Source organism: Gammaproteobacteria bacterium (assembly GCA_016716465.1).
Taxonomy (GTDB): domain Bacteria; phylum Pseudomonadota; class Gammaproteobacteria; order SZUA-140; family SZUA-140; genus JADJWH01.
Genome location: JADJWH010000007.1, coordinates 160,331 through 186,987, shown reverse-complemented (window position 1 = coordinate 186,987; position 26,657 = coordinate 160,331). Strand labels below are relative to the sequence as shown.

General features: G+C 61.4%; 14 protein-coding genes. 6 read left to right on the top strand and 8 right to left on the bottom strand.

Translation table 11 applies throughout. The features are described 5' to 3' along the window. Positions 1–68: 68 nt before the first annotated feature. The 4 genes from IPM20_14055 to IPM20_14040 all read right to left on the bottom strand — a co-directional run bounded on the left by IPM20_14055 (position 69) and on the right by IPM20_14040 (position 4,406). Positions 69–1,262, bottom strand: coding sequence for a glycosyltransferase family 4 protein (locus IPM20_14055; protein MBK9132736.1), 1,194 nt, complete (start codon positions 1,260–1,262; stop codon positions 69–71). Positions 1,263–1,268: 6 nt separating this feature from the next. Further along, a complete protein-coding gene (locus IPM20_14050) occupies positions 1,269–2,192 on the bottom strand; it encodes a glycosyltransferase family 4 protein (protein MBK9132735.1) in 924 nt (307 codons plus the stop codon). Positions 2,193–2,408: 216 nt separating this feature from the next. Further along, complete coding sequence (locus IPM20_14045; GenBank protein ID MBK9132734.1) at positions 2,409–3,509, bottom strand: glycosyltransferase; 1,101 nt, start codon at positions 3,507–3,509, stop codon at positions 2,409–2,411. A gap of 207 nt (positions 3,510–3,716) precedes the next feature. Further along, the gene (locus IPM20_14040; protein ID MBK9132733.1) at positions 3,717–4,406 is read right to left on the bottom strand and encodes a sulfotransferase domain-containing protein; all 690 of its coding nucleotides are present in this window, start codon (positions 4,404–4,406) and stop codon (positions 3,717–3,719) included. A 340-nt stretch (positions 4,407–4,746) separates the two neighbouring features. Here IPM20_14040 and IPM20_14035 point away from each other — a divergent pair, with 340 nt between their 5' ends. Next, complete coding sequence (locus tag IPM20_14035) at positions 4,747–5,382, top strand: acyltransferase (protein MBK9132732.1); 636 nt, start codon at positions 4,747–4,749, stop codon at positions 5,380–5,382. A gap of 25 nt (positions 5,383–5,407) precedes the next feature. Here the strand turns inward: IPM20_14035 and IPM20_14030 are convergent, their stop codons facing one another. After that, entirely contained in the window at positions 5,408–7,465 is a 2,058-nt protein-coding gene (locus IPM20_14030; protein MBK9132731.1) for a CRTAC1 family protein, read from the bottom strand. A gap of 197 nt (positions 7,466–7,662) precedes the next feature. Between IPM20_14030 and IPM20_14025 the strand changes: the two genes are divergently transcribed. Beyond that, a complete protein-coding gene (locus tag IPM20_14025; protein MBK9132730.1) occupies positions 7,663–8,607 on the top strand; it encodes a sulfotransferase in 945 nt (314 codons plus the stop codon). Positions 8,608–8,645: 38 nt separating this feature from the next. Here IPM20_14025 and IPM20_14020 read toward each other — a convergent pair whose 3' ends face one another. Next, positions 8,646–9,635 carry a glycosyltransferase gene (locus tag IPM20_14020; GenBank protein MBK9132729.1) on the bottom strand — a complete coding sequence of 330 codons (990 nt, stop codon included), beginning with the start codon at positions 9,633–9,635 and terminating at the stop codon, positions 8,646–8,648. A 239-nt stretch (positions 9,636–9,874) separates the two neighbouring features. Here IPM20_14020 and IPM20_14015 point away from each other — a divergent pair, with 239 nt between their 5' ends. The 4 genes from IPM20_14015 to IPM20_14000 all read left to right on the top strand — a co-directional run bounded on the left by IPM20_14015 (position 9,875) and on the right by IPM20_14000 (position 21,764). Beyond that, positions 9,875–11,914 carry a CRTAC1 family protein gene (locus tag IPM20_14015; GenBank protein ID MBK9132728.1) on the top strand — a complete coding sequence of 680 codons (2,040 nt, stop codon included), beginning with the start codon at positions 9,875–9,877 and terminating at the stop codon, positions 11,912–11,914. Beyond that, positions 11,911–13,995: a CRTAC1 family protein gene (locus IPM20_14010; protein MBK9132727.1), complete on the top strand. Its 2,085-nt coding sequence runs from the start codon at positions 11,911–11,913 to the stop codon at positions 13,993–13,995. The genes IPM20_14015 and IPM20_14010 overlap by 4 nt, the downstream gene beginning before the upstream one ends. Before the next feature lie 301 nt (positions 13,996–14,296). After that, the gene (locus tag IPM20_14005) at positions 14,297–21,319 is read left to right on the top strand and encodes a sulfatase-like hydrolase/transferase (GenBank protein ID MBK9132726.1); all 7,023 of its coding nucleotides are present in this window, start codon (positions 14,297–14,299) and stop codon (positions 21,317–21,319) included. A gap of 37 nt (positions 21,320–21,356) precedes the next feature. Beyond that, positions 21,357–21,764, top strand: coding sequence for a hypothetical protein (locus IPM20_14000; protein ID MBK9132725.1), 408 nt, complete (start codon positions 21,357–21,359; stop codon positions 21,762–21,764). An 8-nt stretch (positions 21,765–21,772) separates the two neighbouring features. Here IPM20_14000 and IPM20_13995 read toward each other — a convergent pair whose 3' ends face one another. Together IPM20_13995 and IPM20_13990 are read right to left on the bottom strand one after the other, a co-directional pair. Further along, positions 21,773–22,714, bottom strand: a complete 942-nt coding sequence (locus tag IPM20_13995) for a sulfotransferase (GenBank protein MBK9132724.1) — start codon at positions 22,712–22,714, stop codon at positions 21,773–21,775. A 153-nt stretch (positions 22,715–22,867) separates the two neighbouring features. After that, entirely contained in the window at positions 22,868–26,632 is a 3,765-nt protein-coding gene (locus tag IPM20_13990; GenBank protein MBK9132723.1) for an FG-GAP repeat protein, read from the bottom strand. Positions 26,633–26,657 lie beyond the last annotated feature (25 nt).

Here is a 26,657-nt window from a genome sequence, read left to right as displayed (position 1 = left end):
TTGAAAAATCTGTCCCCTTTTTTATTGCACATGGGCATGGGGACGGATTTGAATCTGTCCCCGTTTTTTTATTTGCGCGCCAGCGCGACCGCCTCCTGGTAAACATCCAGGTACTGGCGGGCGATATTGACCCAGGCGTATTTCGCCGCGGTCTCGCGCGCTTTTTCCCGCATCTCGCTCTGAACTCCGGGCTGCCGCAACACATCCACGATCGCATCCGCCAGGATGGACTCATTGGCGGGTTCGACCAGGAAACCGTTGACCCCATGAGCAACGACATCGGTATTGCCGGAGATGGCCGTCGCCACGATGGGAAGGCCGGACGCCATCGCCTCCAATACGGCGAGTGACAACCCCTCAGCGTTGTTCTGAATACCGGCGGACACATACAGCTCGCCAGCACGCAGCAATTCGGCCAGATAGTCTGGTTCAACTGTTGGCCCGCTGCCCGCCTCCAGGATGGCGCGTGATGGACTGATGCCACCAGTCAGCACGACCTTTTTCTCCAAGCCAAGCTCTATGATCAGCGGAGCCAGCGCTTCAGTCTTGTTGCCCACAATAACCAGCCGCGCCCGCGGCTCGCGCGCCAGAATCTTTGGCATGGCGCGGATGAGATAATCCTGGCCCTTGCGGGGATTGTAGCGGCCGATGGTAACGATCAGGCGGGAATCTGGCTCTACGCCAAGCCAGCTCCGTATGTCCGTCGTGGATGGTCGCTGATAACGCATGAGATCGACCCCGTTGGGGATCATGCGGATGCGCTCCGGCACCGCCCCGGCATCGAGCAGGGCTGACTTGATGTTGTCACTGATCGCGGTGACGATGTCGGCGTTCTTCACCGCATACATGATTTTCTGATTTACTACCGGATCAAGGCGCAGACCGTGGCCGATCTCAGGGATGGACTGGATATCCGCGCCGTGTGGTGTGATCACCAGCGGATAGCGCCGCAGCTTGCGCAACCGGATCGCATGATAGCCGGTCGGCCAGGTGTTGTGGGCATGAATAACATCAGCGCCCCACAATGCGGTATCCAGCGCGATTTTGGCCAGCGAGACCTGATCACTCATCAACCCCCGCAAGGTTGGCCAACGGTGCACGGGATAACTGAATCGCTCGTGGCGATGCCGCCAGAAGCCAGCCGGCCCCACGACCCGCGCCTGATGGCCCAGCTTGCACAGAGCGTCTGCCAGATAGTGGACGACGAACTCGCGCCCACCCAACGTGGGAAGAAAACTGTTCACATAGAGAATGATGTTCATGGCCCCTTATCCCGATGCAAGATTCAATCCCGCGAAGCAGTACACATCGCGGGTATGTTCGGCGATCGTTTCCCAGCGGAATGCCAGGGCACGATCGCGGCTCGCCCGGCCCATTCGCTCGCGGGCGGCATCATCCCGCTCCAGCCATTCGATTGCCTCCGATACTGCGCGCGCATCGCCTTTTTTCGTGAGCACGGCACACTCCGGGTCAGTGTAATCCCGGACCCCCTGAAGATCAGTGGTGACCATCGGCATGCCGCAGGCCATGGCTTCCAGCAGGCTGTTGTTGGCCGTGCTGTCGAGCAGAGGCATCACAAAGAGATCCGATTCCTGATACAGGGACAATAATTGGCGGTCATCGAGATTTGAACGGATATCGATATTGTCGAGGCCTTCAAGCTTCGGCAGATTGGCCGGCCGGGTAACCACCGTGAATCGGATATCTCCGCGCGGTCGCAGCGCCCTCGCCGTGGCCACCAGGGTATCGATATCGCGCAGGTGGGATCCGACGAAGAGACAGCGGAATATCCCGCCTCGCGTCCGCGGCGCCGCGCCCGGCGCATAGCAATCGACATCGATGCCGTGCGGGATAAAAAATGCCCGCTCACCGCCCAGCAGATCCGTAAAGAGCTCCAACTGAACGGTCGACATGACGATCACGGCATCCAGACGGGCGATGTGCTTATGATCGGTAACCACCTGCCTGAATCTGTCGGGAGGGGTATGATATGTGCATACGATGGCGTTGCCGGGACGCACTGATTTCATCCCTCCCAGGTAACGATACGAATTCTCGCCGTACAGATAATGAAACACCTGTCCTTTTCGCGCCAGCCACTGCCGGGCCGCCTGCAGTTCGCTGACCAGGTTCGCTCGCTGGTACCAGAGCGATCCCGAGCCCCGGATCATGAAGCGCAGCGAGCGGGCCACGGCGCGCCGGCCCAGCGTCCAATGATCATTCAGCCTGATCAGTCCCCCACCCGTGAATTCCTGCAGACGATCATATCCGGAGGCGCCGGCATGACCGCTCATGCGCAGCGTGATCAGCGTGGCCGGGGGGATGGCCTTGACATGGGCCGGGACGATCCGCGTTGCCGGGGGCCAGGACTGGGGATGCATGCGCTATCTTCGCCGTAGGTTCCGATCTTACACCATTCGATCGCGCGCACCGGGCAATCGGCCGCTCAGCACCGCCGCCAGCTCAGACAGACAATGCCGATTCCAATCCGTGGCGCACTCGCGGGCATTTTGCCCTAGCGCCTGTCTGGCGTGGTGATCCGAGAGCAGGTCGATCACGGCGCTGGAAAAGGCGGACTCCGAGTCGGCTATCACAAACGCCTTGCCCGCCATCTCCTCCAGCCCTTCCGCGCCCGCTGGCGTGGTCACCAGTGGGCGGCCGAACCCGAGGGCCTCCACCGTTTTGATCTTCAATCCGGTCCCGAACAGGATCGGATTGACCACGACCGCGGCGGACCGGTACAAAGGCGCGAGATCCTCGACCTGCCCCAGCAGGCGGACGCCCGGGGTGTCGGCGAGCCTGTCGCAGACACCACCGGCCACTGTCAATATCGCCGAGGGGATGTGTTGCCGGATGGCGGGCAATATGCCGTCAATGAAATATTTAGCGGCATGCACATTGATTTCATTACCCGACCCCACGTACAACATCCCGGAGGTTCGCGCCTCGTCTTCGGACGCCTCATCCACGGGCACGATATGACCAACGGTGATCACCCGTTGGGGCGTTGTTTCGCGAAAGAAGCGCGCCTCGTTCTCCTGGATCGCGATAACGACATCCGCGCGCGCCAGGCCACGCGCCTCTTCACGCCTGGAGGTGGAAAACCATTGCGGTTTTTTTCCCTCGGCCAGATAGCGCCGGTGGCGATCCGCAAAAACATCGTGTGTATCCACAAGCTTTAATACGTCGCCGCCGAAACAACGCAGCGCCCTGGAAAAGAACACGTATTCCACGATCACGGCATCAAAACCGATCCTCGCGGCCAGATCGCGAATGAAGGCATCCGCGGCCGGATCGTACCATTCATCGACACCGTAAATATATTGTGTCTCCAAACCCAGCCATTTGCGGACCCTGCGTCGCAGTCTCGAGAAACGATTCTCCGGCATACGGAAAGACAGGGAATGAAATCTTCCCCCCCAACAGGCCAGCATTGCTTGACGATCACCCGCCTCTTTCTCGATGTGCAGGAAGTGGACCTCATGCCCCAAAGAAAGCATGCTGGTCATCAGGGTATGTATTCTCGCCCGGTTGCCGGCGCTGTGAGGGTGGGTCGGTGTGGGAGATATAACCAGTATCTTCTTTTTACTACCGCTTGGCTCCATAAACCTGACGCATCTCGATCAATCGGCACATAGACGTAGTGTATAAAGAAAGCCGATCGATTCCTACATCCCCTGCGGGTTGGCCACTAGGGGGAGCTATTTCACTGAACGTCAGGACATACCCCCGGCCCGCTCATCGGACACCCATGCATGATCGGGCTCATAACCGAGAATCGTCAGCGCGTCCCCGAACAGTTCCCGGAATCTCTCCCGGTGGCGCGATTTGAAGTATGAAACCCATTGCCCCGGCTGCCCTGACCTGATATGGACGGATCGTCGGTGGTTCCCCGAAAACAGGCTGTTGTCGTAGGCGATCCGGAGGGATTCCGGAAGAATCTCGCCCGGGATACCCAGAAAGGCGAAGATGTCGTGGAATTTTCGGAGGTCGTAGTCCTGTATGAGATCCTCGTACCTGGCCTCATAGAACCCCGGCTGATGGTATTCCCAGGACAGCATCTCCTCAATACCCCTGCGACCGGCATGCTCCATCTCGAACAGAAGCTGCTCGTCGAGGGTTGCATAGCTGTTGATCTTTTCCTGGTACGTCAGCCCTCCGAACTCGGGCCGCTTGACGTGCAGCCATCCTTCCGAAGACTTTTGATGGTAAAAACAACCCGAAACGATGCGGTCGCGCGGATCACGGATCACATGCACTCCCCTGCAGGGTTCGTGAATGTCCGCCGGCGCGAATCGACTGTGGTTATTGAAGAACACCTCGAATTGCCGCGGAAGGAATTCCTGTTCACCGGCATAGAAGGTCCACTGGAAAGTCTCGCACAACTTCGAGAAGATCCCGCGCATCCAGGACGATCCCGTCTTGTGATGCGTTCCGACGAGGATTTTGAACGGTGGGGGCTGCGCGCGGAGGGACACTGCCCCGAAGCGGCCTCCGCTGAACCTGGATCGGATTCTCCTGCCCGCCTTCGCGATAGCGGATACCATCACGCCTCCCTGGCACGTCTGATTCGGCTCTTCCGGCCTTTCCCGCCAGTATGCCCAACCGAGGAGCCCAGTCAAGCCGCGAAACCGGGCACCCTGCTTGAACTGCGATATAATGCGGTTTCCGTTTATCCGAACCGATAAAAGACACACATCCATGTCGATAAAGACCCGCATCAGAAACCGCTGGACGCGGTTCTGGATGAAATTCTCCGGACAGGGACCGCTGGGACGCGCGGCATGCGGGCTTGCGGGACTCGGCTGGCCTCCTTTCTACGGCCGTCTACCGCTGGCAGCCATGGGCAAAAATGGCTACATATCCCCCTGCGCGACCCTGCACCACTCGAACCTCAGACTGAATGCACGGGTCTTCATTGGTGAACAGGCGCTCATCTATGAGGATCACGGCGGAGGACAGATCGAACTCGGCGCCGGGGTACATATCCACCGGGACTGTTTCCTGCAAACCGGCACAGACGGAAAGATCATCATCGGGGATGAAAGCCATATCCAGCCGCGCTGCCAGTTGTCGGCGTACGTGGGTTCGATTCGGATCGGCCGCCGGGTGGAAATCGCACCGAACTGTTCGTTCTACCCATATAACCACGGGATGTCATCTGATCAGCCACTGAGACAACAGCCGGTACAGACGAAAGGCGGTATTGTCATCGGTGATGATGTCTGGCTGGGAGTTGGCACCATCGTGCTCGACGGCGTAACCATCGGTGAAGGGGCCATCGTGGGCGCCGGAAGCGTGGTGTCACGTGACATCCCGGCCATGGCCATCGCGGTCGGCAATCCCGCCAGGGTGGTCAGAATCCGAACCGCCACATCCTGAGAGTTCGCGCGCGAACCACGCGAATCTAGCGCGCGGCGTCCCAGTCGGCCACCAGGAGGCGATCGACTCGCGGATCACGGATTTCCTGTCTGCGACCGTCAGGCCAGCGCACTTCCACTTTTTCGGCCCGGTCCGCGTCGCCCAGCCCGAAATAGAGGCGGTAATGCCCCTGTGAATACCGCGACCCTTCCGCGGAACCGACCTGCCTCATCTGCGTGGACCGCGACGTCGTAACCGTCACGCTCGCGCCGATGGCCGGGCGGTTACCGGCCGGACCGACAAGCCGTACCTGCAGCCAGTGATTTGCAGCCGGCGGGTCAACATGGAAATAACCGACGTCCCAATAATCCTTGAGTCCGCCAAGGCGGTCCTCAATACCGGATACACCGGCATACCAATTCGCCCATTTCTGCTTTTTGACCACATAATTCACGGCCACGATGACGTCGCGGGTCCCGTCGTCATCGGCATCGAACCATGAAACGCGGGCATCGGTCAGATTGACCGGCGACAAGCGCTCCCTGATCCGGAGATCCGGCCCCCCGACATGGCGGAACACCCCATCCACCCGGCGATACAGTCCGCCCGGCATGAGATGCAGCTCATCACGCCCGTCATTGTCGACATCCACCCAGTTGGCGGCCATGCTTTTCCGCGGCAAACCCAGCGGCTTCAGATCGGTCACCACGTACGTTCCACCCTGGTTAATCAGGAGCGCATTCCCACCCCGGGCGGCCGCAAAGATATCGATATCCCCATCACTGTCGAAATCCGAGGGCGCCAACTCGGTGGGAATACGCCGCGCCGGATTGGCCCCGATTTCACGCGCCGAGAACCGGCCCCCGTCGTTGACGTACAATAGAAACTTGTCGCGACTGGCCCAGACGAGATCCATGTCTCCATCGCCGTCGGCATCCACCCACTCGAAGATGCCGTCATCGGCGATGTCGAGCCCCGTTTCCCGAGCGACATCGACAAAGGCGCCATCCTCTTTCTGGCGGTAAAGCTGATTGAGCTGACGCTGAAAGCCCCTCCCACAGACAATGTAGAGATCCAGGCGGTTGTCATTGTCGAAATCGACCCATGCCGCCTGTCTGCCCGAACAGCCATGCTTTACCAGGCCCAGCGACTTTCCCCGATCCTCGAAACCCGTCCGCCCGCGGATCAGCAATTCGTCCCAGTAATCCCCCGGCATTATCCACATCATGCCGCTCTGTCCACCGCGCGTGACGAAGACATCGGTTTGACCGTCGCCGTTGTAATCGGCCCAGGCCATGCCATGGCGGTCGCGCATATCCATCGAGAATTCATTCGCGGCCGGTGACGCGTACCCGGGTCCGACATGGATATCCCGGGGCGTAACTTCCGGATCGATTCGGAAGTGGATGGACTGGGCATGGATGTTCGGCTTGAAGGCGAAGTAACCCTCCCCCCGGCCGGTAAACCGGATCACCATATCGGAGATGCCATTCGCGCCGGGAGCGGACTCGGTCGATACATCGAAGTTCTTTTTTTCCTCGATAATCACTTTCTCCGGGTCGAGCAGCCGAATCGTCCCGGATACCGTGCCGTCGAGTCGATCGAGGTCGTGCGCACGGATGACAATCTTGGGACCGCGCCAGTTGATGAAGAGCCCGGGGCGGTCTATCGCCGGCTCGTGCGCGACGACGGCCAGCCCGGGAAATTTCGCATCCTGATCGAACCTCAGGTTTGAGAATCCATCACTGAACACGCCGCCCCCCTGATTCAGCAAGATGCTTTGCGGGCCGGAATGATTCGAGGTGAAGACATCCAGGCGGTCGTCATCGTTGATATCGGCGATTCCGAGATCGAAGATGCCATAGTCGGCAACCGCCAGGGGTTCGGGCTTGAACCCCTCCCCACCCTGCAGCGAAGGAGAACATGCGGAGATCGTGGCGATTGCCCAGCCCAGCGTCAGCAAACGTCCCCATGACCGCAGGCGACGTCCGGAGATACTCCCGACGCACGCCCGCTGTAATCCGCGCCGCCGGGCGAAGATTCCTGGTTCGCGGATCGCCTGGGCAAGGTGATGGTCGGAGTCGAGATGTTCGGCGGGCTTCATTGAGATATCATTATCCGCTATTTCACTGATAGCATGCCAGACCACGTGCGGAGGGCGGCTGTGTGTTTACACGGGCCCGGATTATACTGAGCCCCGGAGCTGTTCACCGATCGCACACATCCTGCCCATGAGACCCCGGTGGCACAGGATTTGCTTCGATGTAAGGCCAGCCATCCCCGCCCATTTATGGATAACACATGAACGCCACCGCAATGATCAAGCCCGTCCTGGTCACCGGCGCCCCGCGCTCGGGCACCACTTGGCTCGGACGCATGCTCACCATCGATCCCGCGCTGTACTACGTACATGAACCGTTCAACCCGCTCGTCAAGGCGAGCGAGGAACTTTACGGGCTCAAGGTGCCTCACTACTTCATTCATATCTGCGAGGATAACGGCGACGAATATCACGCCGCGGTGCAACGACTGCTCGAAGGGCGATACGACTGGAGGCATGGGCTGCGCTCCGCGCGCTCGCCCCGGGACCTGCTGGGCATCGCGCGCAACCTGAGCGCATCCCGCGAGCTGCGTCGTGGTGGAGGGCGTCCCCTGATCAAGGACCCGATCGCCCTGATGTCGGCCGAGTGGCTGTGCGGCCACTTCGACATGCACTGCATCGTCATGATCCGCCACCCCGCGGCATTCGTCGCGAGCATGAAGCGGCTGGGATGGGCCTCCCATCCTGAAAAATGGGCGTTGCCGCAAACCTTGCTGATGCGGGATTATCTCGGCCCCTTTGAACGGCGAATACGTGAGATGAGCGGTGGCGAGCACGACCTGATCGAGCGCGCGTCGCTGGCCTGGGCGATGCATCACCATGTGATTTCAACCTACAAAAAACGGCATCCTGACTGGACCTTCCTGCGCCATGAGGACATCTCGCTCGACCCCGCCCGGTCCTTCGCGGATCTGTACAAAAAACTGGAGCTGCCCTACACGGACAAAGCGCGCTCCGTGATCGCCGAACACACTGGGAAGTCCAACCCCGAACGGGCATCGGGCACCGAGAAAACTCTCAAACTCGACAGCCAGCAGAACATTTCCAGTTGGAAACACCGGCTGTCGGGCGAAGAGATCCTGAGAATTCGGGGTTACGTCGAGGACGTCGCGCGCGAGTTTTATTCCGACGCCGACTGGGCCTGAACCGCCCGGTCAAGATATGACCGATCAGTCCGCCGCGTTCAGCGGGCGCCGCCGCGAGTCATTCCTGAACCGCGCAACAGCCGCGCCAGGGTGTTCCGTGGACTACACACGGCCTCGCCCAGGGCCCGACCCAGCAGCCGCACCGGATTGATCGGATAGCCGAGCGATCGCAATCCTCGCGCGTGATAGCGCCAGAATTCCCGGTCGCGCAGCTCCCACAGGCCCCGGGCCAGAAATTTGTAATAGTTGCGCTCATAGGCCCGGGTCCTGGCCTTGAACTCGCCTGCCTCGAGAAATATGGGGCCGTATCTCACCAGAAGATCGAAATTGGACCACAGAATCCTGTTCAGCGGCTGAGCCGACCGGGAGGTTTCCGACGCGGCGTGTTCACGGACGTACGTCAGCACCTGATGTACAAAGCCGAAATCCTGTTCCTGGAGCAATTCGTACATAAGTTCGACGTCCGCATGCATCTTGGTTGGGTCGTAGAACGAGGCCCGGGCTCGGACAAGATCCGACCGGATCATCGTGGAGGAAGGTGAATAGAACGGGTAGGCCTTCCCCAACAGAGCCAGGCGGCCGGCCTCCCGTCCCGGAATCACCGCGTCCGGATAAGGCAGCCCGTCGCAACGCACCGTCTTCCCGACCAGGTTGTAGGAACCGACGATACCCACTGATGCGTTCGAAACCGCCACGCCCACCATGCGCTCCAGGCATTCGGGGAACAGCCAGTCGTCGGCATGAAGGATTTTGCAGTACACGCTCGCGGGATCCATCCTGGCTACCGCGAAATTATGGTTCTCCACCGCCGAGAGCAAGCTGTCGGTGCCGTGAACCTTGATGCGCGAATCCCGCCGCGCATAACGCTCCACGATGGCAGGCGTGCCGTCGGTGCTGCAATTATTGACTATGATGTATTCCCAGTTATGGTAGGTCTGCCCGAGCACGCTTTCGATGCATTGCGCCAGATAAGCCTCGCCGTTGTAGACGGGCGTGACGATACTGACCAGAGTGGGACTTTGATTCATTGTTTATCCCGAACAGGAGCGCTCAGCACCGGCCACGGACCGGAACCACCCGTCACGGGCGGTTTTTCCGCGCCCGCACCTCGACACGGCACCTGGCGGGGCCGCCCGGGTGACGGATACTTCGTGTGATGCGCGGCGGATGTTGTACGCTCGCCTTGAATAGATCGATAATACCGCATATGTTGCACAGGATTTCCCGCCCCGTATTAAACTATTGCCTCGAACAAAGAACAAGCCGCATGCGCATATTTGACAATTCCCCGCAGCCAGACAGGCTTTACCGCCTTACCGGCCTGCTATTGGCATGCGTGATCCCCTTTGCCGCGCTGGCCGACATCCGGTTTGAAGAGTCTTCACTCGCCGCCGGTATCCATTTCACCGGCCCGTCGGCCGGCTCGTCCTGGGGCGATTTCGACAACGATGGATGGCCGGATCTGTGGGTCTCGAACCACCATGGCATCCGGCCCTCGCTCTATCTGAACCTGCACGACGGCACGTTCGCAAACCGCGCGGCCGACATCCTCGTCGATGATGCCGCATCCGGTTTCCTGGGGCCGAACGGAAAACGTCTGCCGACCGCTCCGGCGCCCGATTTCCATGGCGCGGCCTGGGCCGATTTCGACGGCGATGGCGACCAGGATCTGGTTGTGGTCACCGGTGGAGGCGCGGGGCGGGGGGCCAGTGCAAACAGATTGTTTATCAACGAAGACGGCAAGCTGACCAACCTGGCCGGGAAGTACGGGGTGGATTACTCGCTGGGCCGGGGCAGAACACCGCTCTGGCTCGACATCGACCAGGACGGGAAACTCGACCTCCTGTTGATGAACCATCCCCGCGTGGAGGCGCCGTCGGCGATTTTCCTGCAGACATCCGGCGGATTTTCTCTCGCCAACAAGGTCCTGGGTTTCCCGCAGCCCGAAGAGTCGTTTCTGTCACGGGCCATGAATCGCGTCAGAGACTACGCCGTGGCCCTGGGTTATAAAAAGCCCGGCGCCATCAAATCCACCGATGAATTCGCGCAACTGGCTGACCTGACGGGCGACGGCCACCCCGAATTGATCGCCTACATGCGGCCCGGGCGGATCTATGGCATGACTTCCACCGGCCTGCGGAACGCGGATGGGACGATATCGCTCCCCAACGTCAGCTCCGTGCAGGACGCCGTCCTCGAAGATCTGAACGGGGACGGCAGACCGGACTGGTACCTGGTACGTTCCAGGCCCTGGGCGACGGATGTGGTCCAGACCGACGCGACGCATCTGCAAGGCAATCTGGCCAACAAACCCGGCGAGTCCTCCACCATCGCTTTCATCTCCGAGGGTTCGATCACGGTCGAGATTCACCGGCCCTGGATGGACCCCTCCGATCCCGCATCGGCGAACCGGCCCATGCTGTATCTCGGGGAACGGCAACAGGAACTGCCCGAAGAGGCGCTGACCGTTTCGCCCGATGACGAATCGATTGGCGCTCTTCCTCCGGCGGGAGCGGGCGAGGGCATTTTTCTGCATTATGACCGCGCCGCGCGAACCTGGACGCTGAGGAGCTCCATCGCCTCCATCGGATACAAGCTGGCGTCGACCGAACCTGTCTCATCCATTCACACCGAGGGCTTCAAACCCTCGAATGGCCGACTCGAGGACAGACTCCTGATCAATGACGGGAAAAAGTTCACGGCACGCAAGGGCCCGGATAGCGGAAATCCCGCCGCCTGCAGTTCGGTCGCCGCCGGCGACTTCGACAACGACATGGACATCGATCTGTATCTGGTCTGTTCCGATCCCACACAGAATCAGCCCAACATACTCTACGAAAACGATGGCAAGGCCAACTTCACCCGGATAGAACAGGCCGGCGGCGCGGCGGGCAGCGAGCGCGGTCGCGGGAATCAGGTGAGCGTCGCGGATTACGACCGTGACGGCTTTCTCGATCTGTTTGTGACCAACGGCCTGGGACCTCCGCCATTCGCCGATGGCCCACATCAGTTGTTCCGCAACCTCGGCAACGACAACCACTGGATCGAAATCGACCTCGCAGGCACGACCTCCAACCGCGACGGCATCGGGGCTCTGCTCACGCTCGAGACCGGCGGCAAGAGCCAGACCCGGACCCAGGGCGGCGGCATGCACAGTTTCTCGCAGAACCATTCACGCATCCATTTCGGGCTGGGCGCCAACAGCACGGTCGACAGGCTCACGATCCGCTGGCCGGGCGGCACCGTACAGGAACTGAGGAACCTCCAGGCCGACCGGATAGTGACTGTCACGGAAGCGGCCAGATGACCCTGGATTCGACGCTCAACATATCGCGCAAGCGGCTCTCGATGGGAGTTCGGCCGATGAACGATTTCCGCCCCGCTTTCGTGGCCAACCGGCTTGCGCGTCTGTCCGCCCTGCTATGCCTGGTCACGGTTCAGTCGCTTCCGGCGGCCATCCGGTTCGAGGATGCCAGCCAGCGGATGGGCATCGATCATGCGGGACAGAGCTATGGCGCCTCGTGGGGAGACTTCAATGGCGACGGCTGGCCCGACCTTTGGGTCGGCAACCATGACAGCAAACCCACGCTCTATCTCAATCTTCAGGGCGGCGGTTTCTCCAACGTGATCGACCAGGTATGGTCGACCAATCCCCACGCCGATACCCACGGGGCGGCCTGGGCCGATTTCGACAACGATGGCGACCAGGATATGGTCGAGGTCGTCGGGGCGATGCAGAACATCGATGGCACATTCTGTTTCGGGTGCGGCCTCAATCATCTGTTCGTGAACGAGGGGGGAAAACTGGTCGAAAGCGCGAAAAAATATGGCCTCGCCGCGACAGGATTCGCGCGCACCCCGCTCTGGCTCGACGCTGACCGGGACGGCAGACTCGACCTGGTGGTGGCCAATACACGGCTCGGTGGCGGCACCACGCCTTCCTGGATTTTTCGCCAGAAGGACGATCACTCCTTCGAGAAAGCGAACAAAATATTCGGCTTCCGCGATGACCGCTGGTCTCGCCGTGATGACTACCTGGGGATGGCGCGCAACGCGCTGCGGTTCAAATTCGGACGAATCAGCCTGGTCAATATGCACAAACACCTGGAATCCGCCCAGCTTTCCGACTTACTGAGCGATCAGGAAGCCTCTCTGGTTCTGTTGTCATCGCCGACCAGGGTTTACTCGATCGATGACGTCCCGTTTAGCGATGAAACCGCGATGATGGGCTTTCCCGCGCTCGACAATATCAGCGACGCGGCGATCGCGGATTTCGACAATGATGGAAAACCCGATATCTATCTGACGATCGGTCCATGGTTGCTGTCGGATGTGATTCAGACCGCTCCTGATTCGATCAAGGCGACGCTGACCAGCAATAAGGATGAAGCAGCCAGAACTGTTCGATTCCATGCGCCGGGACACCTGGATGTACGGATCTTCCCCGCGTTCATTGACCTCTCGACCGTCTATATCGGGACGCAAGGCATCCATCCCGATTCGCGCTCGTTTTCCTTATCCAGCGATGACCCCGCGGTTAACGGAGCCCCATCCGCGGAAGTCGTTCGCAACGGCGGCTTCTCGATCACCTTCGATCGCGAATCTGGCGACTGGGTTTTCAGCAATATCTCGAATGGACTGTTCGTTGATCTCATCATCAATTCATCCACGCCCATCACCGGGCTGAAGCAGGAAGGATTCGAGCCCTTTCGCGAACAGGGTATCGACGCCCTGCTGATGCGCGGAGAAGGCGGATATATCCGACACAAGCTATCCGGCGCGGCCGGCGCCGATACCGCCTGTCATTCCGTCGCCGCCGGCGATTTCGACAATGACATGGATATCGACTTGTATCTGGTTTGCTCCGGTGCCGTCGAAAATCTGCCGAACCGCTTGCTGGAAAATGACGGCAAGGGAAACTTCACTCTGGTCTCCGACGCGGGCGGCGCGGCGGGAAGCCCGCTTGGACGCGGCGACATCGTCGCCGTGGCTGACTACGATCGCGACGGTTTCCTCGATCTGTTCGTCACCAACGGGATGGATCCGACCTCGCCCTTCGTGGCGGATGGACCGCACCAGCTGTTCCGGAATCTCGGCAATGGAAACCACTGGCTCGAGATCGACCTCGAGGGGGTCCGCTCCAACCGCGACGGCATCGGGGCTGTCGTCAGCCTGACGGCCGGAGGGGTAACCCAGACCCGGGTACAGACTGGCGGCATGCACCGGATCGCGCAAAATTTCCCCCGCCTCCACTTCGGCCTGGGCGCGAATGTCCAGGCGGATGAGATCACGATCCATTGGCCCAGTGGTACCGTTCAAACCCTCCATGATGTCCAGGCAGACCGTGTCCTCCGGGCCCGGGAAGAGACCGGCGACAGCCCCCCTTGAGAATCGCCAAAAATCCGTCACATAACCAAAAATTATTTATTTATTAATTTCAATCACTTAACCTTTTTTGCCCTGTTCGCACCGCCTCAAGCCCATTGAGAAACCAGGCGGTTTTCTCTATCATTTTGGCTTGTTCGTACCCTAGCCTCTGCCTGTAAGGACACAGTGTGGCCAGATACATCATGGACAAGCTATGTTCAATAAAACGCCGGACGCCTGGGTGCATCTTAGGTTAACCAAGCAGTACCTTCTTCTCAGTACCTTCTTTCTGGTTCTTGGGCTGTCTCCGCATGCGGAGGCCGTGCAAACGCCTTTTGGCGGTACCCCATGGGCCGTACCCGGGCTGATCGAGGCGGAAGACTACGATCTGGGTGGCTCCGGTGTCGGCTACCAGGACGCCACTTCGGGCAACGAGGGCGGGCTCTACCGAACCGACAACGTCGACATCTGGAACTCCGCGGACGTCAGCGGCGCCTACATGGTCGGCTCGACCAAAGTCGGAGAGTGGCTGGCATACACAGTCAACGTCGCGGCTACCGGCAGCTATGTCCTGAACCTGCGAACGGCCACCGCCGTGAACGGAAAACAGGCGCGCGTCCTGATGGATGGGGTGGATATCACCGGCCCCATCGCGATACCCAACACCGGCGGCTGGACCACCTGGCAGACCGTCAGCAGAACGGTCAATCTGAGCGCCGGACAACATGTGATGCGGCTGCAGATCGACGTCGGCAGCCTCAACATCAACTGGATCAGCTTTACCGCCAACAATGCCGCTCCTGTGATAAACCCCATCGGTACCCAGATGGTCACCGAGGGGATATCCTGGAATCTCCCTTTTACAGCCTCCGACAGCGACGGTCCCGCCCCACTCACGCTGACCCAGACCAACACCCTGCCTGGCAACCCGAACATCCTGACCGACAACGGCAATGGTAGCGGCACGCTGAACTGGACGCCCCCCGCGGGCAGCGCCGCGGGCAGCCCTTATTCGGTTACCGTCACCGCGACCGATGGCGCCGGCGCGTTTTCCAGCCTGAGCTTCGCGGTGACGATACAGTCCGCCCCACCGCCCAATATCGTCGTAATCCTCACCGACGATCAGGGGTATGGCGACGTTGCCTACACCGGGCTCGCGGCCGACCTGGAGACGCCGAATCTCGACGACCTCGCCGCGCATGGCATGCGTTTCAATAATTTTTACGCCAACAGCAGTGTCTGTTCCCCCACCCGGGCCGCGCTGATGACGGGGCGTTATCCCGCGCTGGTGGGCGTACCCGGTACCGTGGCCCGCGACCCGGTCACCAACATGGGGTACTTTTCCCCCACGGGCCCCACCCTGCCGGAATTGCTCAAATCCGCCGGCTATACCACCGGTCTGATTGGTAAATGGCACCTGGGTGACTACCTGGGTGGGGATCCGCACAACCTGCCGACGCACCGGGGTTTCGACCATTTTCACGGATTCATCGGGGCCGCGGGCGATTATTACACACATGACGGATCCAGCTATGGATGGCCGGGCGACAACCTGCTGATGCTCAATGACACGGTGCTCGATCCGGCGTCACTGCAGGGCATCCATACGACCGACCTGCTGACTCAATGGGCGAAGGACTACATCCAGGAACGAGCGGGCTCATCCCAGCCGTTCATGATGTATCTGGCCTTCAGTGCGCCTCACGACCCGGTGCAGCCGCCGCAATCCTATCTGAATCAGGTACTGGCGCGTGAACCCGGCATTGACCCCGAGCGGGCGAAGCTTGTCGCGCTCATCGAACACCTCGACGACAGCATCGGTCAAGTCGTGCAGGAGTTGAAAGACAACGGCATCTACGACAATACGCTCATTATTTATACGTCCGACAACGGCGGGTACCTGCTGCATAACGCCAATAATGGCCCGTATCGGGGTGGAAAACTCGATTTCTACGAGGGCGGCCTCCGCGTACCCATGGCAGCGGTGTGGCCAGGCAGGATCCAGCCCGGCACCCAAAGCGCGGAAATCGCCTTGACCATGGACCTCTACGCAACGATCGCCGAGGCCGCGGGCGTTACCATCCAACATCCGATCGAGGGCAGATCCATACTGCCGACATTGCTTGGACAAAGCCCGCAGTATCCCGCGCGTGATCTTTTCTTCGAGAACCGCTCCACCTTCACCGACACGCTCTGGAAGACGCATTATGCGGTGCGGAGACAGGACTGGAAACTGGTGCAGAACGCGCCCGGCGGCACCTTCGAACTGTACAACCTTGCCAGTGACCCCTACGAGACGCAGAATCTCGCCGCTTCCAACCCGACCAAGGTCACCGAACTGATGGCGGTACTGAATGGTTACAAGGCGGAAGAAAGTCTGGTGCCGTGGCAGCCTCCGCTGGACCTGGAGCGCGGGGTACTCAACAACGTCGACGGCGCCTGGCGCACGATCAATCTGAGTCATCCCTATCGCGCGCCAATCGTACTGACCAGTGTGCAATATCCCGATGCCGCCATGCCACCGGTGGTCACCCGGATCCGCAACGCCGATGACCTCACCGTCGATCATGCCAGCTTCGACATCCGGCTGGAGCGGGCCGACAACTCGGGCACGGCGATCACGCCGGCCACCGTCCAGTACCTGGTGGTCGAAGCGGGAGTGTATAACCAGGCCCATCACGGCGTGGACCTGGAGGCGCTGCGCCTGAGGACAAACCGGACGGACAATGCGTCGAGCTGGGTGGGTACGCAACGGCCCTACGCCAATTCGTACGCCCAACCGGTCGTGCTGGGACAGGTCATGTCGTATAACGATGCCGACTTCTCCACCTTCTGGAGCCGTGGCAGCTCGGCGCAGAATCCACCCAACACCAACACCCTCTATATAGGCAAACACGTCGGCGAAGACCCCGACAAGACCCGCAGCGCGGAAACGCTCGGCTATGTGGTCATGAACGCGGGAATCAGCACGCTCGATGGAGATACGGCGCTGGCCGGACTCAGTTCCGCCGTGGCGCAGGGGATCGAGGACAGCCCGCCATTCAATATCCCGATCAGCGGCCTGACCCAGCCTGAGATAGCCATCGTCAGCCAGGCCGGGATGAAAGGGACCAACGGCGGCTGGGTGGTACAGTACGGACCCGGCGCCGTCTCGCCCAGCCAGCTCGCCGTGGCGATCGACGAAGACCAGAAGTTGGATGTGGAACGCTCGCATCTCTCAGCCGAGCAGGTCGCCTACCTGGTGTTCGACTCGCAGGCCGGCGCGCCGGCCGTCGCGGAACCCGCCTTCGTGCCGGACGGAGGCACGTTCCAGAACTCGGTCGATGTGCAACTCTCCAGCACCACGCCGGGGGCAGCGATCCATTACACCACGGATGGCAGTACGCCGAACGCCACCTCCACGCTGTACACGGCGCCATTCACCTTGACGGCTACCACCACAGTCAAGGCCATCGCGATACGGACCGGATACAACAACAGCGCCGTCATCAGTCGGACGTTCACCATACAAACCAACGGACAGGCGCCCTACGGCGGATTCCCCTGGCCGATCCCTGGCCTCATCGAGGCGGAGAACTACGATCTGGGCGGCTCGGACGTGGGCTATTTCGATACCACAGCGGGCAATGCCGGCAACCTGTACCGCAGCGACGATATCGACATCTGGAATTCCGGTGACACCGGTGGCACCTATATGGTGGGCCAGACCAGCACAGGCGAATGGATGCGATACACGGTCAACGTGGCGGCCGCCGGGAGCTACACGCTCAATCTGCGGGTAGCGACGGCGGCGAACGGCAAGCGGCTGCGCTTTCTGATGAACGGGGCCGACATCACCGGTCCGATCACGGTGCCCAACACCGGGGGCTGGACCACCTGGCAGACGATCAGCAAGACGGTGACGCTCAATGCCGGACAGCAGACCCTGCGCCTGCAGGTCGACAACGGCAGCTTCAACGTCAACTGGATCAGTTTCACCTCGGACGGGTCCTCCAATGCCCCACCGACCCTGAATCCGATCGGCAATCAGACCGTGACCGAGGGCCAGCCGCTCGTCGTGCCGGTCTCGGCCTCCGACACCGACGGCCCGGCGCCCCTGACCCTGAGCCAGACCAACACCCTGCCCGGCAGTCCGAATATCCTGACCGACAACGGCAACGGCACCGGCACGCTGAACTGGACGCCCGCAACAGGGGACTCCTCCGGCAGCCCTTATTCCGTTACCGTCACGGCCACCGATGGTGCCGGGGCCTCCTCGAGCACCAGCTTCACCATTTCGGTCGCTGGGAATCAGGCGCCCGTACTGAGTCCGATCGGCAACCAGGCGATCTCTGAGGGGCAGTCGCTGGGCCTGGTGGTCACCGCGTCTGATACGGATGGCCCGGCGCCCCTGACCCTGAGCCAGACCAACACCCTGCCCGGCAACCCGAACATCCTGACGGACTATGGCAGCGGCAACGGGTTCATCGACTGGACGCCTCCCGCTGGCTCCTCCGCCGGGAGTCCCTATTCAATCACCGTTACCGCCACCGACGGCGCCGGCCATTTCTCCAGCATGATCTTCACAGTCACGGTGACCGACAACCTGCCACCGACCCTGAGTCCCATCGGAAATCAGGTCGTAACTGAAGGCCAGCCGCTCGTCGTGCCGGTCTCGGCCTCCGACACCGACGGCCCGGCGCCCCTGACCCTGAGCCAGACCAACACCCTGCCCGGCAACCCCTTCATCCTGACCGACAACGGCAACGGTACCGGCACGCTGAACTGGACGCCGTCCACGGGCGCGGCCGCCGGCAGTCCCTACTCGGTCACCGTCACGGCCACCGATGGCGACGGCGCCTTCTCCAGCGCGAGCTTCAAGGTCACAGTCATTTCCAGCACGCAGCCCCCCTATGGCGGCACGCCCTGGCCGATCCCCGGGGTCATAGAGGCGGAGAACTACGACCTCGGTGGGCCCGGTATCGCTTACCAGGATGCCACCGTCGGCAACGACGGCAATCTGTACCGGAGCGACAACGTCGACATCTGGAATGCTTCCGATGTCAGCGGCGCCTATATGGTGGGCTCGACCAAGGCGGGTGAGTGGCTGGAATACACGGTCGAGGTGCAAAGCGCCGGCTCCTACATGTTGAACCTGCGGGTGGCGACCGCGGCCAATGGCAAACAGGCGCGCGTACTGATGAATGGCAACGATATCGCCGGACCGATCGCCATTCCGAATACCGGCGGCTGGATCACCTGGCAGACCGTCAGCATCCCGGTCAACATCGGCAGCGCGGGCCAGAAGGTGATGCGCCTCCAGATCGACAACGGCAGCTTCAACGTCAACTGGATCAGCTTCACGGCGGCCGGAGCGTTGCCGCTTCCCTACTCCGAGGATTTCTCCAGCGGCTTCGCCACCAACTGGCAGGTCGTCAATGACTCCGGACAAGACCCGAATTGGGGCGTGACCGCCGGCGAATACCGCCAGAACAACTTCGTCGGCTTCAATGGAAGCGCCCTGCAGGGCGGATACCATCGCGGCACCTATTCCTATCTGGTCCCAGGGATAACGCTCGGCGACTACACATTCAGCGTCAAAGCTCTACCGACGGCGGCCTCGGGACAGGACATCGGTGTCATGATCCGCGTCAACCCCAACGACAACAGCTATACGCGTCTCTCGTACAGCGCGGCGAACGGCTTCGCACGGCTCGAAACCCGCGCCGGAGGCACCTTCCATACCCTGGCCAAAAACGCCAGGGGCTATCTGACCGGCACGCCCCTGAACGTCACCATGAAGGCCCAGGGACCGGTCGTCATCGCCAGCGTCAACGGCGAGAAACTGTTCGGGGCTTACGACACGAGCCTGAGCAGCGGCACCGTGGGACTCTACTGCCGCGACCAGTGCGCCTTCGACGATGTTTACATCCAGGACAATGATACGGTTCCGGCCGTCGCGATATCCGCGCCCGTGTCCTACTCGGTCTCTCCGGGCACCACGTTCGACGTGGGCGCCGTCGTGATGAACAAGCCCGCCGGAGCCACGGTCGAATTCCAGCTGAACAGCCTGCTCAACTCCTGTACCGTCGCGAGCGAGACGGGACATGCCGGCCTGTTCACCGCCTCCTGCACCGCGCCGGCCCAGGGGGTCTATCAATTGAGCGCGGTATTGCGCGATCAGTTCAATGTCCAGCTGGACAGCGACACCAATACCTCCATAAGCTCCGGTGGCGATAACCATGTGGCGTTCGGCGACAGTATCACCAACGGGCTGGACGACAGCACTTCCAGCGACGGTATTTCGCAGGGCGGCTGGGTGATCTCCTCACAGGGTTATGAAGCCGCCCTGACCGATTTGCTCAACTCGCAACAACCCTATCCGTCGCTCGTGAACAACGCCGGCGTCCCCGGCGACACGTCGGCCAACTTGCTGAACGACAGGCTCGCCTCGGTGCTCGAGGGCTATCCGGATTCCAACAGATTCATCGTAACCATCGGCGTCAACGACGCCAATGGAACGCTCTTCACACCGAGTGGCCTCGGCTGCAACGGCAGCCAGTGCAACGGCACCTTCAAGGGTAATCTGCAGGCAACTATCAACCAGCTCACCGCCGCGGGAAAAACCGTCGTCGTCAACCGGGCGCCGCCCCGGTTCGGCGATCCATTCCAGGCGCCCTATGCGGATCCGGCGAATCATGCACGCAATCTGCTGATTCGTGACGGATACAATGCCGTGATCGCCAATGAGCTCACGGACCGACAATTGGGGGCGAATCTGTACGATTATTTCCTCGGCAGCGAGAACAAATTCTACCTGTACGCCACCAACCTTCATCCGAACGCGCTCGGCTACGAGGTCATGGCGCGCCTGATCGCCAACGCGCTGACCGGAAACTCGACGCCGCCATTCGTCGCCAGCGCCCTGTGCCTGCGCTTGTCCCAGGGCGGCTCGTGCGCAAGCCCGCTTCCCTACAAAGAAAACCTGATGGAGCCCGGCGATCCGTACTATGTCGATCAAACCTACACGATCAACAGCCCGATTCCGGCGGCGCTCGCGCATGGGCGCTGGATACTGACCGGCAATCTGGACAAGAACGCCGCCAACAGCGATTACCTGTCGTTCAACATTCCGGCGCCCGCGACGCTGTACGTGGCGTATGATGCCAATGCCGCCACGCTGCCCTCCTGGCTATCCTCCGGATTCGTGGATTCCGGATTGCGGATCTACACCAGCAACCCGTCCACGCCGCAGATGAAGCTCTATCGCAAGGACAATGCGTCGGGGACCATCCTCCTAGGAGGCGCCAACGCCGCGGCGACCGGTGCCGCGGCAAATTACATTGCGATCGTGGTCAAGAATTGAGATCCGGACGATATTCAACCCATAGAGCACACGAGCCATGAGATCGATGCACCCATTTACGGCAACCGTCCTGGCACTCCTGGTCTTCACCGCGCACCCCGCGCTGGGCGCCGCGCCCATGACGACCGCCGAATCCATGGCGCGCGCAACGGTCGAGGGATACATGGCCGGCCTGATCAGCGGAAATACGGCCGAGTTGAGCAAGTTCATCACGCCCGACTTCCGCAAGGAACGTCAGTCCCTGCTGGAAAGTCCGGGCTATGGCCAGGTATTGTTGAATTCCTACGCAGGCGCGACGTTCAGCATCTCGGATGCAAGAGAGACCACCGAAGGTAAGGTCGAGGTCGATGCCGAGATCCATCTGCAGGACGGTGGAATGATGCACGTCCGCTTCCTCGTGGCACCTACTGATGGCCGTGGATACGGGATCGACGCGGAATACTGAAACATCGCTCATTTATCTCCGGCAAGCCGGCGCAGCCCGCCGCCGAGCCGGCGACGGAGCCCCCGCAGCCACGTTACCACGGCGCCGCGCGCGCGATCCATCGTCCCCATATCGCTGAGCGTGAAATCGTACCCCAGCCGGCTCAAATCCTCTGAATCGGAGAACGCGCGCGCAATCATCAGCTTTTCGTGCGCCGCCAGCGTTTCGCGCCATTTCTCCAGGCTGTCCGGTTGAGGATTGGAGTTGTACGTTTTGGCGTCATACCAGATCTCTTTTGAGTTGACGGTAATGGCGCTCTCACCCATGTGGCGCTTCTCGCCGGGCCGTAACATCTCCGGCGCCCATGACACACCGAGGAAACCGCAGATCTGGCGTCCCTCGGCCTCCGGGTCCCGGATCAATCGTTCATAAACCAGCGTATACACCTTGTCCGGCGCGGTACGGGAGGCCGAAAAGCCGGAATCCAGGCAGCGTCGCACATGCCTGATCGCGGACTGTGCGTCACGTGTGAACAACGCCGGGGTTTCACCTTTACGCCGGGCCTTTTTCCCAACTTCCAGCAAAGAAGCCACGGTTGCGCGTGGATCGCGCACGATGTGAATGAACTTCGAACCCGGAAACAACTCCACCAATTTGGGAAAGACCAGGACATTCTCGGGTGTCTTCTCGCTGAGCAATTTGGCGCCGTGCCTGTCGGCGAAGGTCAACAGAAATCCGCCAATGAGATTACGCATGCGTTCATCGACCTCCTCCGCTGAGCAGATCAGATCGATCCATCCGCGGGCAACGGAGTCGCGCAGCTTGCCGCGAAGTTGCAGGATATCCGGCAAATGCAGAAACTCCGGACCACCCAGGATATCCGGATGCATATCGAGGATGTTCTGTAACAAGGTTGTTCCCGACCGGGGGGCCCCGCCCAGAAAGATCAGCCGCTGCTCATTGGTCGACATCACGATTGTCCCGCTAAATTATCGAAAATGATCCTGCCCCAACGAAGCTATCGCGACCCAAACCCGGTGCTGTCCACGGAATTGACGCGCTCTTGAGGCTGTGTCTATGCAGAGAGTATCGGGCAAAATTCCGGGGATTTGAATCCAGTTGAGCTAGTTAATGCCCGAAAAACCGATCCAGTTGACGTTGAAGCTGCCGCTGTCGACCTGCAGGCGCAGGGTCTGCTGGCCGGCATTGAGCGTCACCGTCCGGCTGAGGGTGGTCCAGGCGGTCCAGCCGCCGGTATTGGGCACCGCGATCGAGCCGGTGATGTCGGCGCCGTTCATCAGGATACGCAGCCGTTTGTTGTTCACCGCCGTCGCCACCCGCAGATTGAGCGTGTAGCTGCCGGCGGCTGCCACGTTGACTGTGTAGTCCAGCCACTCGCCGGCGCTGGTCTGGCCCACCATGTAGGCGCCATCCACGTCGGAGGCGACCCAGATGTCGACGCCGTCGCTGCGGTAGAGATTGCCGGCGTTGCCCGCCGTGGTGTCGAAATAGCCCACGCCTGAGCCGCCCAGGTCGTAGTTCTCCGCCTCGATGATCCCCGGGATCGGCCACGCGCTCCCGCCGTAAGGCGTGTGCGAGCTGACCGGGAGAACGGTCACGGTGAAGCTGGTGCTCGAGGAGGTCCCGGCGCCGTCGGTGGCCGTGACGGTGACCGAATAGGGGCTGCCGGCCGCGGAGCCCGCGGCCGGCGTCCAGTTCAGCGTGCCGCTGCCGTTGCCATTGTCGGTCAGGATGTTCGGGCTGCCGGGCAGCGTACTGGTCTGGCTCAGGCTCAGCGGGGCTGGACCGTCGGCGTCAGTGGCCGAGACCGGCACGACAAGTAATTGCCCTTCATTCACCGTCTGATTGCCGATTGGGCTCAGGGTGGGCGCGGCATTGGAGAAACCGGAGGTGAAACCGATCCAGTTGACGTTGAAGCTGCCGCTGTCGACCTGCAGGCGCAGGGTCTGCTGGCCGGCATTGAGCGTCACCGTCCGGCTGAGGGTGGTCCAGGCGGTCCAGCCGCCGGTATTGGGCACCGCGATCGAGCCGGTGATGTCGGCGCCGTTCATCAGGATACGCAGCCGTTTGTTGTTCACCGCCGTCGCCACCCGCAGATTGAGCGTGTAGCTGCCGGCGGCTGCCACGTTGACTGTGTAGTCCAGCCACTCGCCGGCGCTGGTCTGGCCCACCATGTAGGCGCCATCCACGTCGGAGGCGACCCAGATGTCGACGCCGTCGCTGCGGTAGAGATTGCCGGCGTTGCCCGCCGTGGTGTCGAAATAGCCCACGCCTGAGCCGCCCAGGTCGTAGTTCTCCGCCTCGATGATCCCCGGGATCGGCCACGCGCTCCCGCCGTAAGGCGTGTGCGAGCTGACCGGGAGAACGGTCACGGTGAAGCTGGTGCTCGAGGAGGTCCCGGCGCCGTCGGTGGCCGTGACGGTGACCGAATAGGGGCTGCCGGCCGCGGAGCCCGCGGCCGGCGTCCAGTTCAGCGTGCCGCTGCCGTTGCCATTGTCGGTCAGGATGTTCGGGCTGCCGGGCAGCGTATTGGTCTGGCTCAGGCTCAGCGGGGCCGGACCATCGGAATCCACTGCGACCACGGCCAGACTCAGCAGTTCGCCTTCCTGCAAGGTTCGATTTCCGATCGGCTCAAGCATCGGCGGGCGATCATCCCCGGCAACACGCAGTGCCGCCGACTCGAGGGTTATCCAGCTTTGGAGATTGGCCTGGTAGAGCGTGTTCAAAACGTAGCTGACGGTCAGGGTCTGGCCGGGCGATGCCGCGCGGTAGTTGAGTGTGATGACCTGACTGGTGCGTCCACTGCGGCGATCGACCGCGGTGGTGTACGCCGGAGCACTGCCATCACTCAGACTGGCGGTAAATTGGCCTCTTGCGGCATTCGCTCCCACATAGACCTTGAGGGTCCGGAAGCCCGTATCTGCAGGCACACTGAACTGGAAGCCATTGCCGGCGCTGAACACCCGAACGCCGGATTTGGTGCCGGAATGGGTCGCGAGTGGCGCGCCGTCGCTCCAGGCATAGGCAGAGCTCGTCTGGTTCGTGATCGCGGGACTCGCCCCGCCCAGAGGAAACAGGTTGCCAATCTGGGGGGCAACACCGGATTTTCGATCCGGCGCTGTTACGCTGGCGCGGCCCCAATGAACCCAGTCCGCCGAACCCTCCGCGGTGAGATTCACCGCGGTCGGCGCCGTCATCATGTAGTTCGTCGGTTCATCCGGCCAGGGCGCCGCGCCGTTGAGGCGCGGAACCAGACGACCACCGAATTGATCCCCTGCCTCGCTGATGTCCTGGCTGCCTGGTCCATCCTGACCGAGTAATCGGCTCCCGGTTGCTGAAATCCCCGTACCTGCCGAGCCATAGAGGAGATGAACGGCCCCCGCATCCACGGTGAATCCGTAGTCTTCGAATGGCACGCCTATGACGAGGTCCTGAGCGCCATCGCCGTCGAGATCGGTAGCGGCGAGCGTATGTCCAAACCAGTCAACCTGCTCGGCAACCTCGTCTACGCCGGGGGTATCCTGGGTGAACAGTTGGCTGGACTGGCCGCTCAGTCCGGTGGGGGCACCGTAAAGTATGCTTACGGACCCGGCCTCGATAATGGCCGAAACGCTATCACCGGGTGCCCCGATCGCAAGATCAGCTCGCCCGTCATGGTTGAAATCTCCCGCGGCGAGCGCATAACCCCAGTGCGCATTGGCGACCGGGTCGCCGATGACATCCGGACTGTGTGTCCCCCACAGCTCGTTTCTGATCAGGCCGCCGGCAGCCCCGTAAAAGACCGCCACGCCACCGGCATCGCTGATACCGCCGCTATCCTCGCCCGGCACGCCTATCGCCAGATCGGCGCGGCCGTCACCATCGAAATCTCCCGCCGCGAGGGCATAACCGAAGGCATCATTGGCCTGGGGATAATCGACGACGTCTTCCGCCCACTGCCGCAGGTATTGCGCTCCGACACCCGTCAGACCGCCGGTCGAACCGTAGTACACGCTCACCGCGCCGTTGTTCGGAAATGGCACGTCCGCGCCGCCGGTGTTCTCGCACGGCACGCCAACGGCAAGATCATCTATGCCGTCGCCATTGAAATCCGCGGAAGCCAGGCTTGCACCGAAGCAGTCCTGTGGCTCAACCCAGCCGTCGTAGGAAACGCCGCGATCCTGGTGCCAAAGCTCGTTCCGCGTGGCCGTCAGGCCGCTGGGGCCGCCGTAAACCACATTGACCACACCGGCATTGACGCAGGGATCGCAATTGGGAGTCGGCGGGTTGGCTTCAGGTGGCCCGATGCCGGGATAATCCTCCCCGGGAACCCCGACGGCGAGGTCGTCGTATCCGTCCCGGTTGAAGTCCCCCGCCACGAGCGCGGATGCAAAGCGGTCGTCTGTTTCCGGGTCATCGGCGAGCACCCCCTGATCCCAGATCTGGCTGCCGGCCGCGCTGAGACCCGCGCCGCTGCCGTACATGACCAGCATCTGGCCTCGATTGCCGTTCTTGTTCGGCATACCCACCGCGAGGTCGGTATAACCGTCCCGGTTGAAATCCCCGCTGGCGATGGCCGCACCGAAATGATCGCCCGACTGCGCCGTACCCGGTATACCGACGCTGTCCAGATGCCAGATCTGTTCTGTACCCGCCGCCGGCGCCCCACTGCCGCTTCCATAAACGATCCGTACGGCGCCGGCATCGATGATGCTCCCGACATCCTCGCCCGGAACACCGATCGCCAGGTCAGTGCGCCCGTCGCCGTTGAAATCGGCACGCGCATTCGCGGCCGCCGCCGCGGGGGGGATCGTCAACGGTAACAGCGTGAGGGCGGCCAGCAGGACGGCCTGGCTGAAACCTCGGGCGACGAGCGGGAGAAAATTCATGCTTACTGAGCTATATCCGCCAATC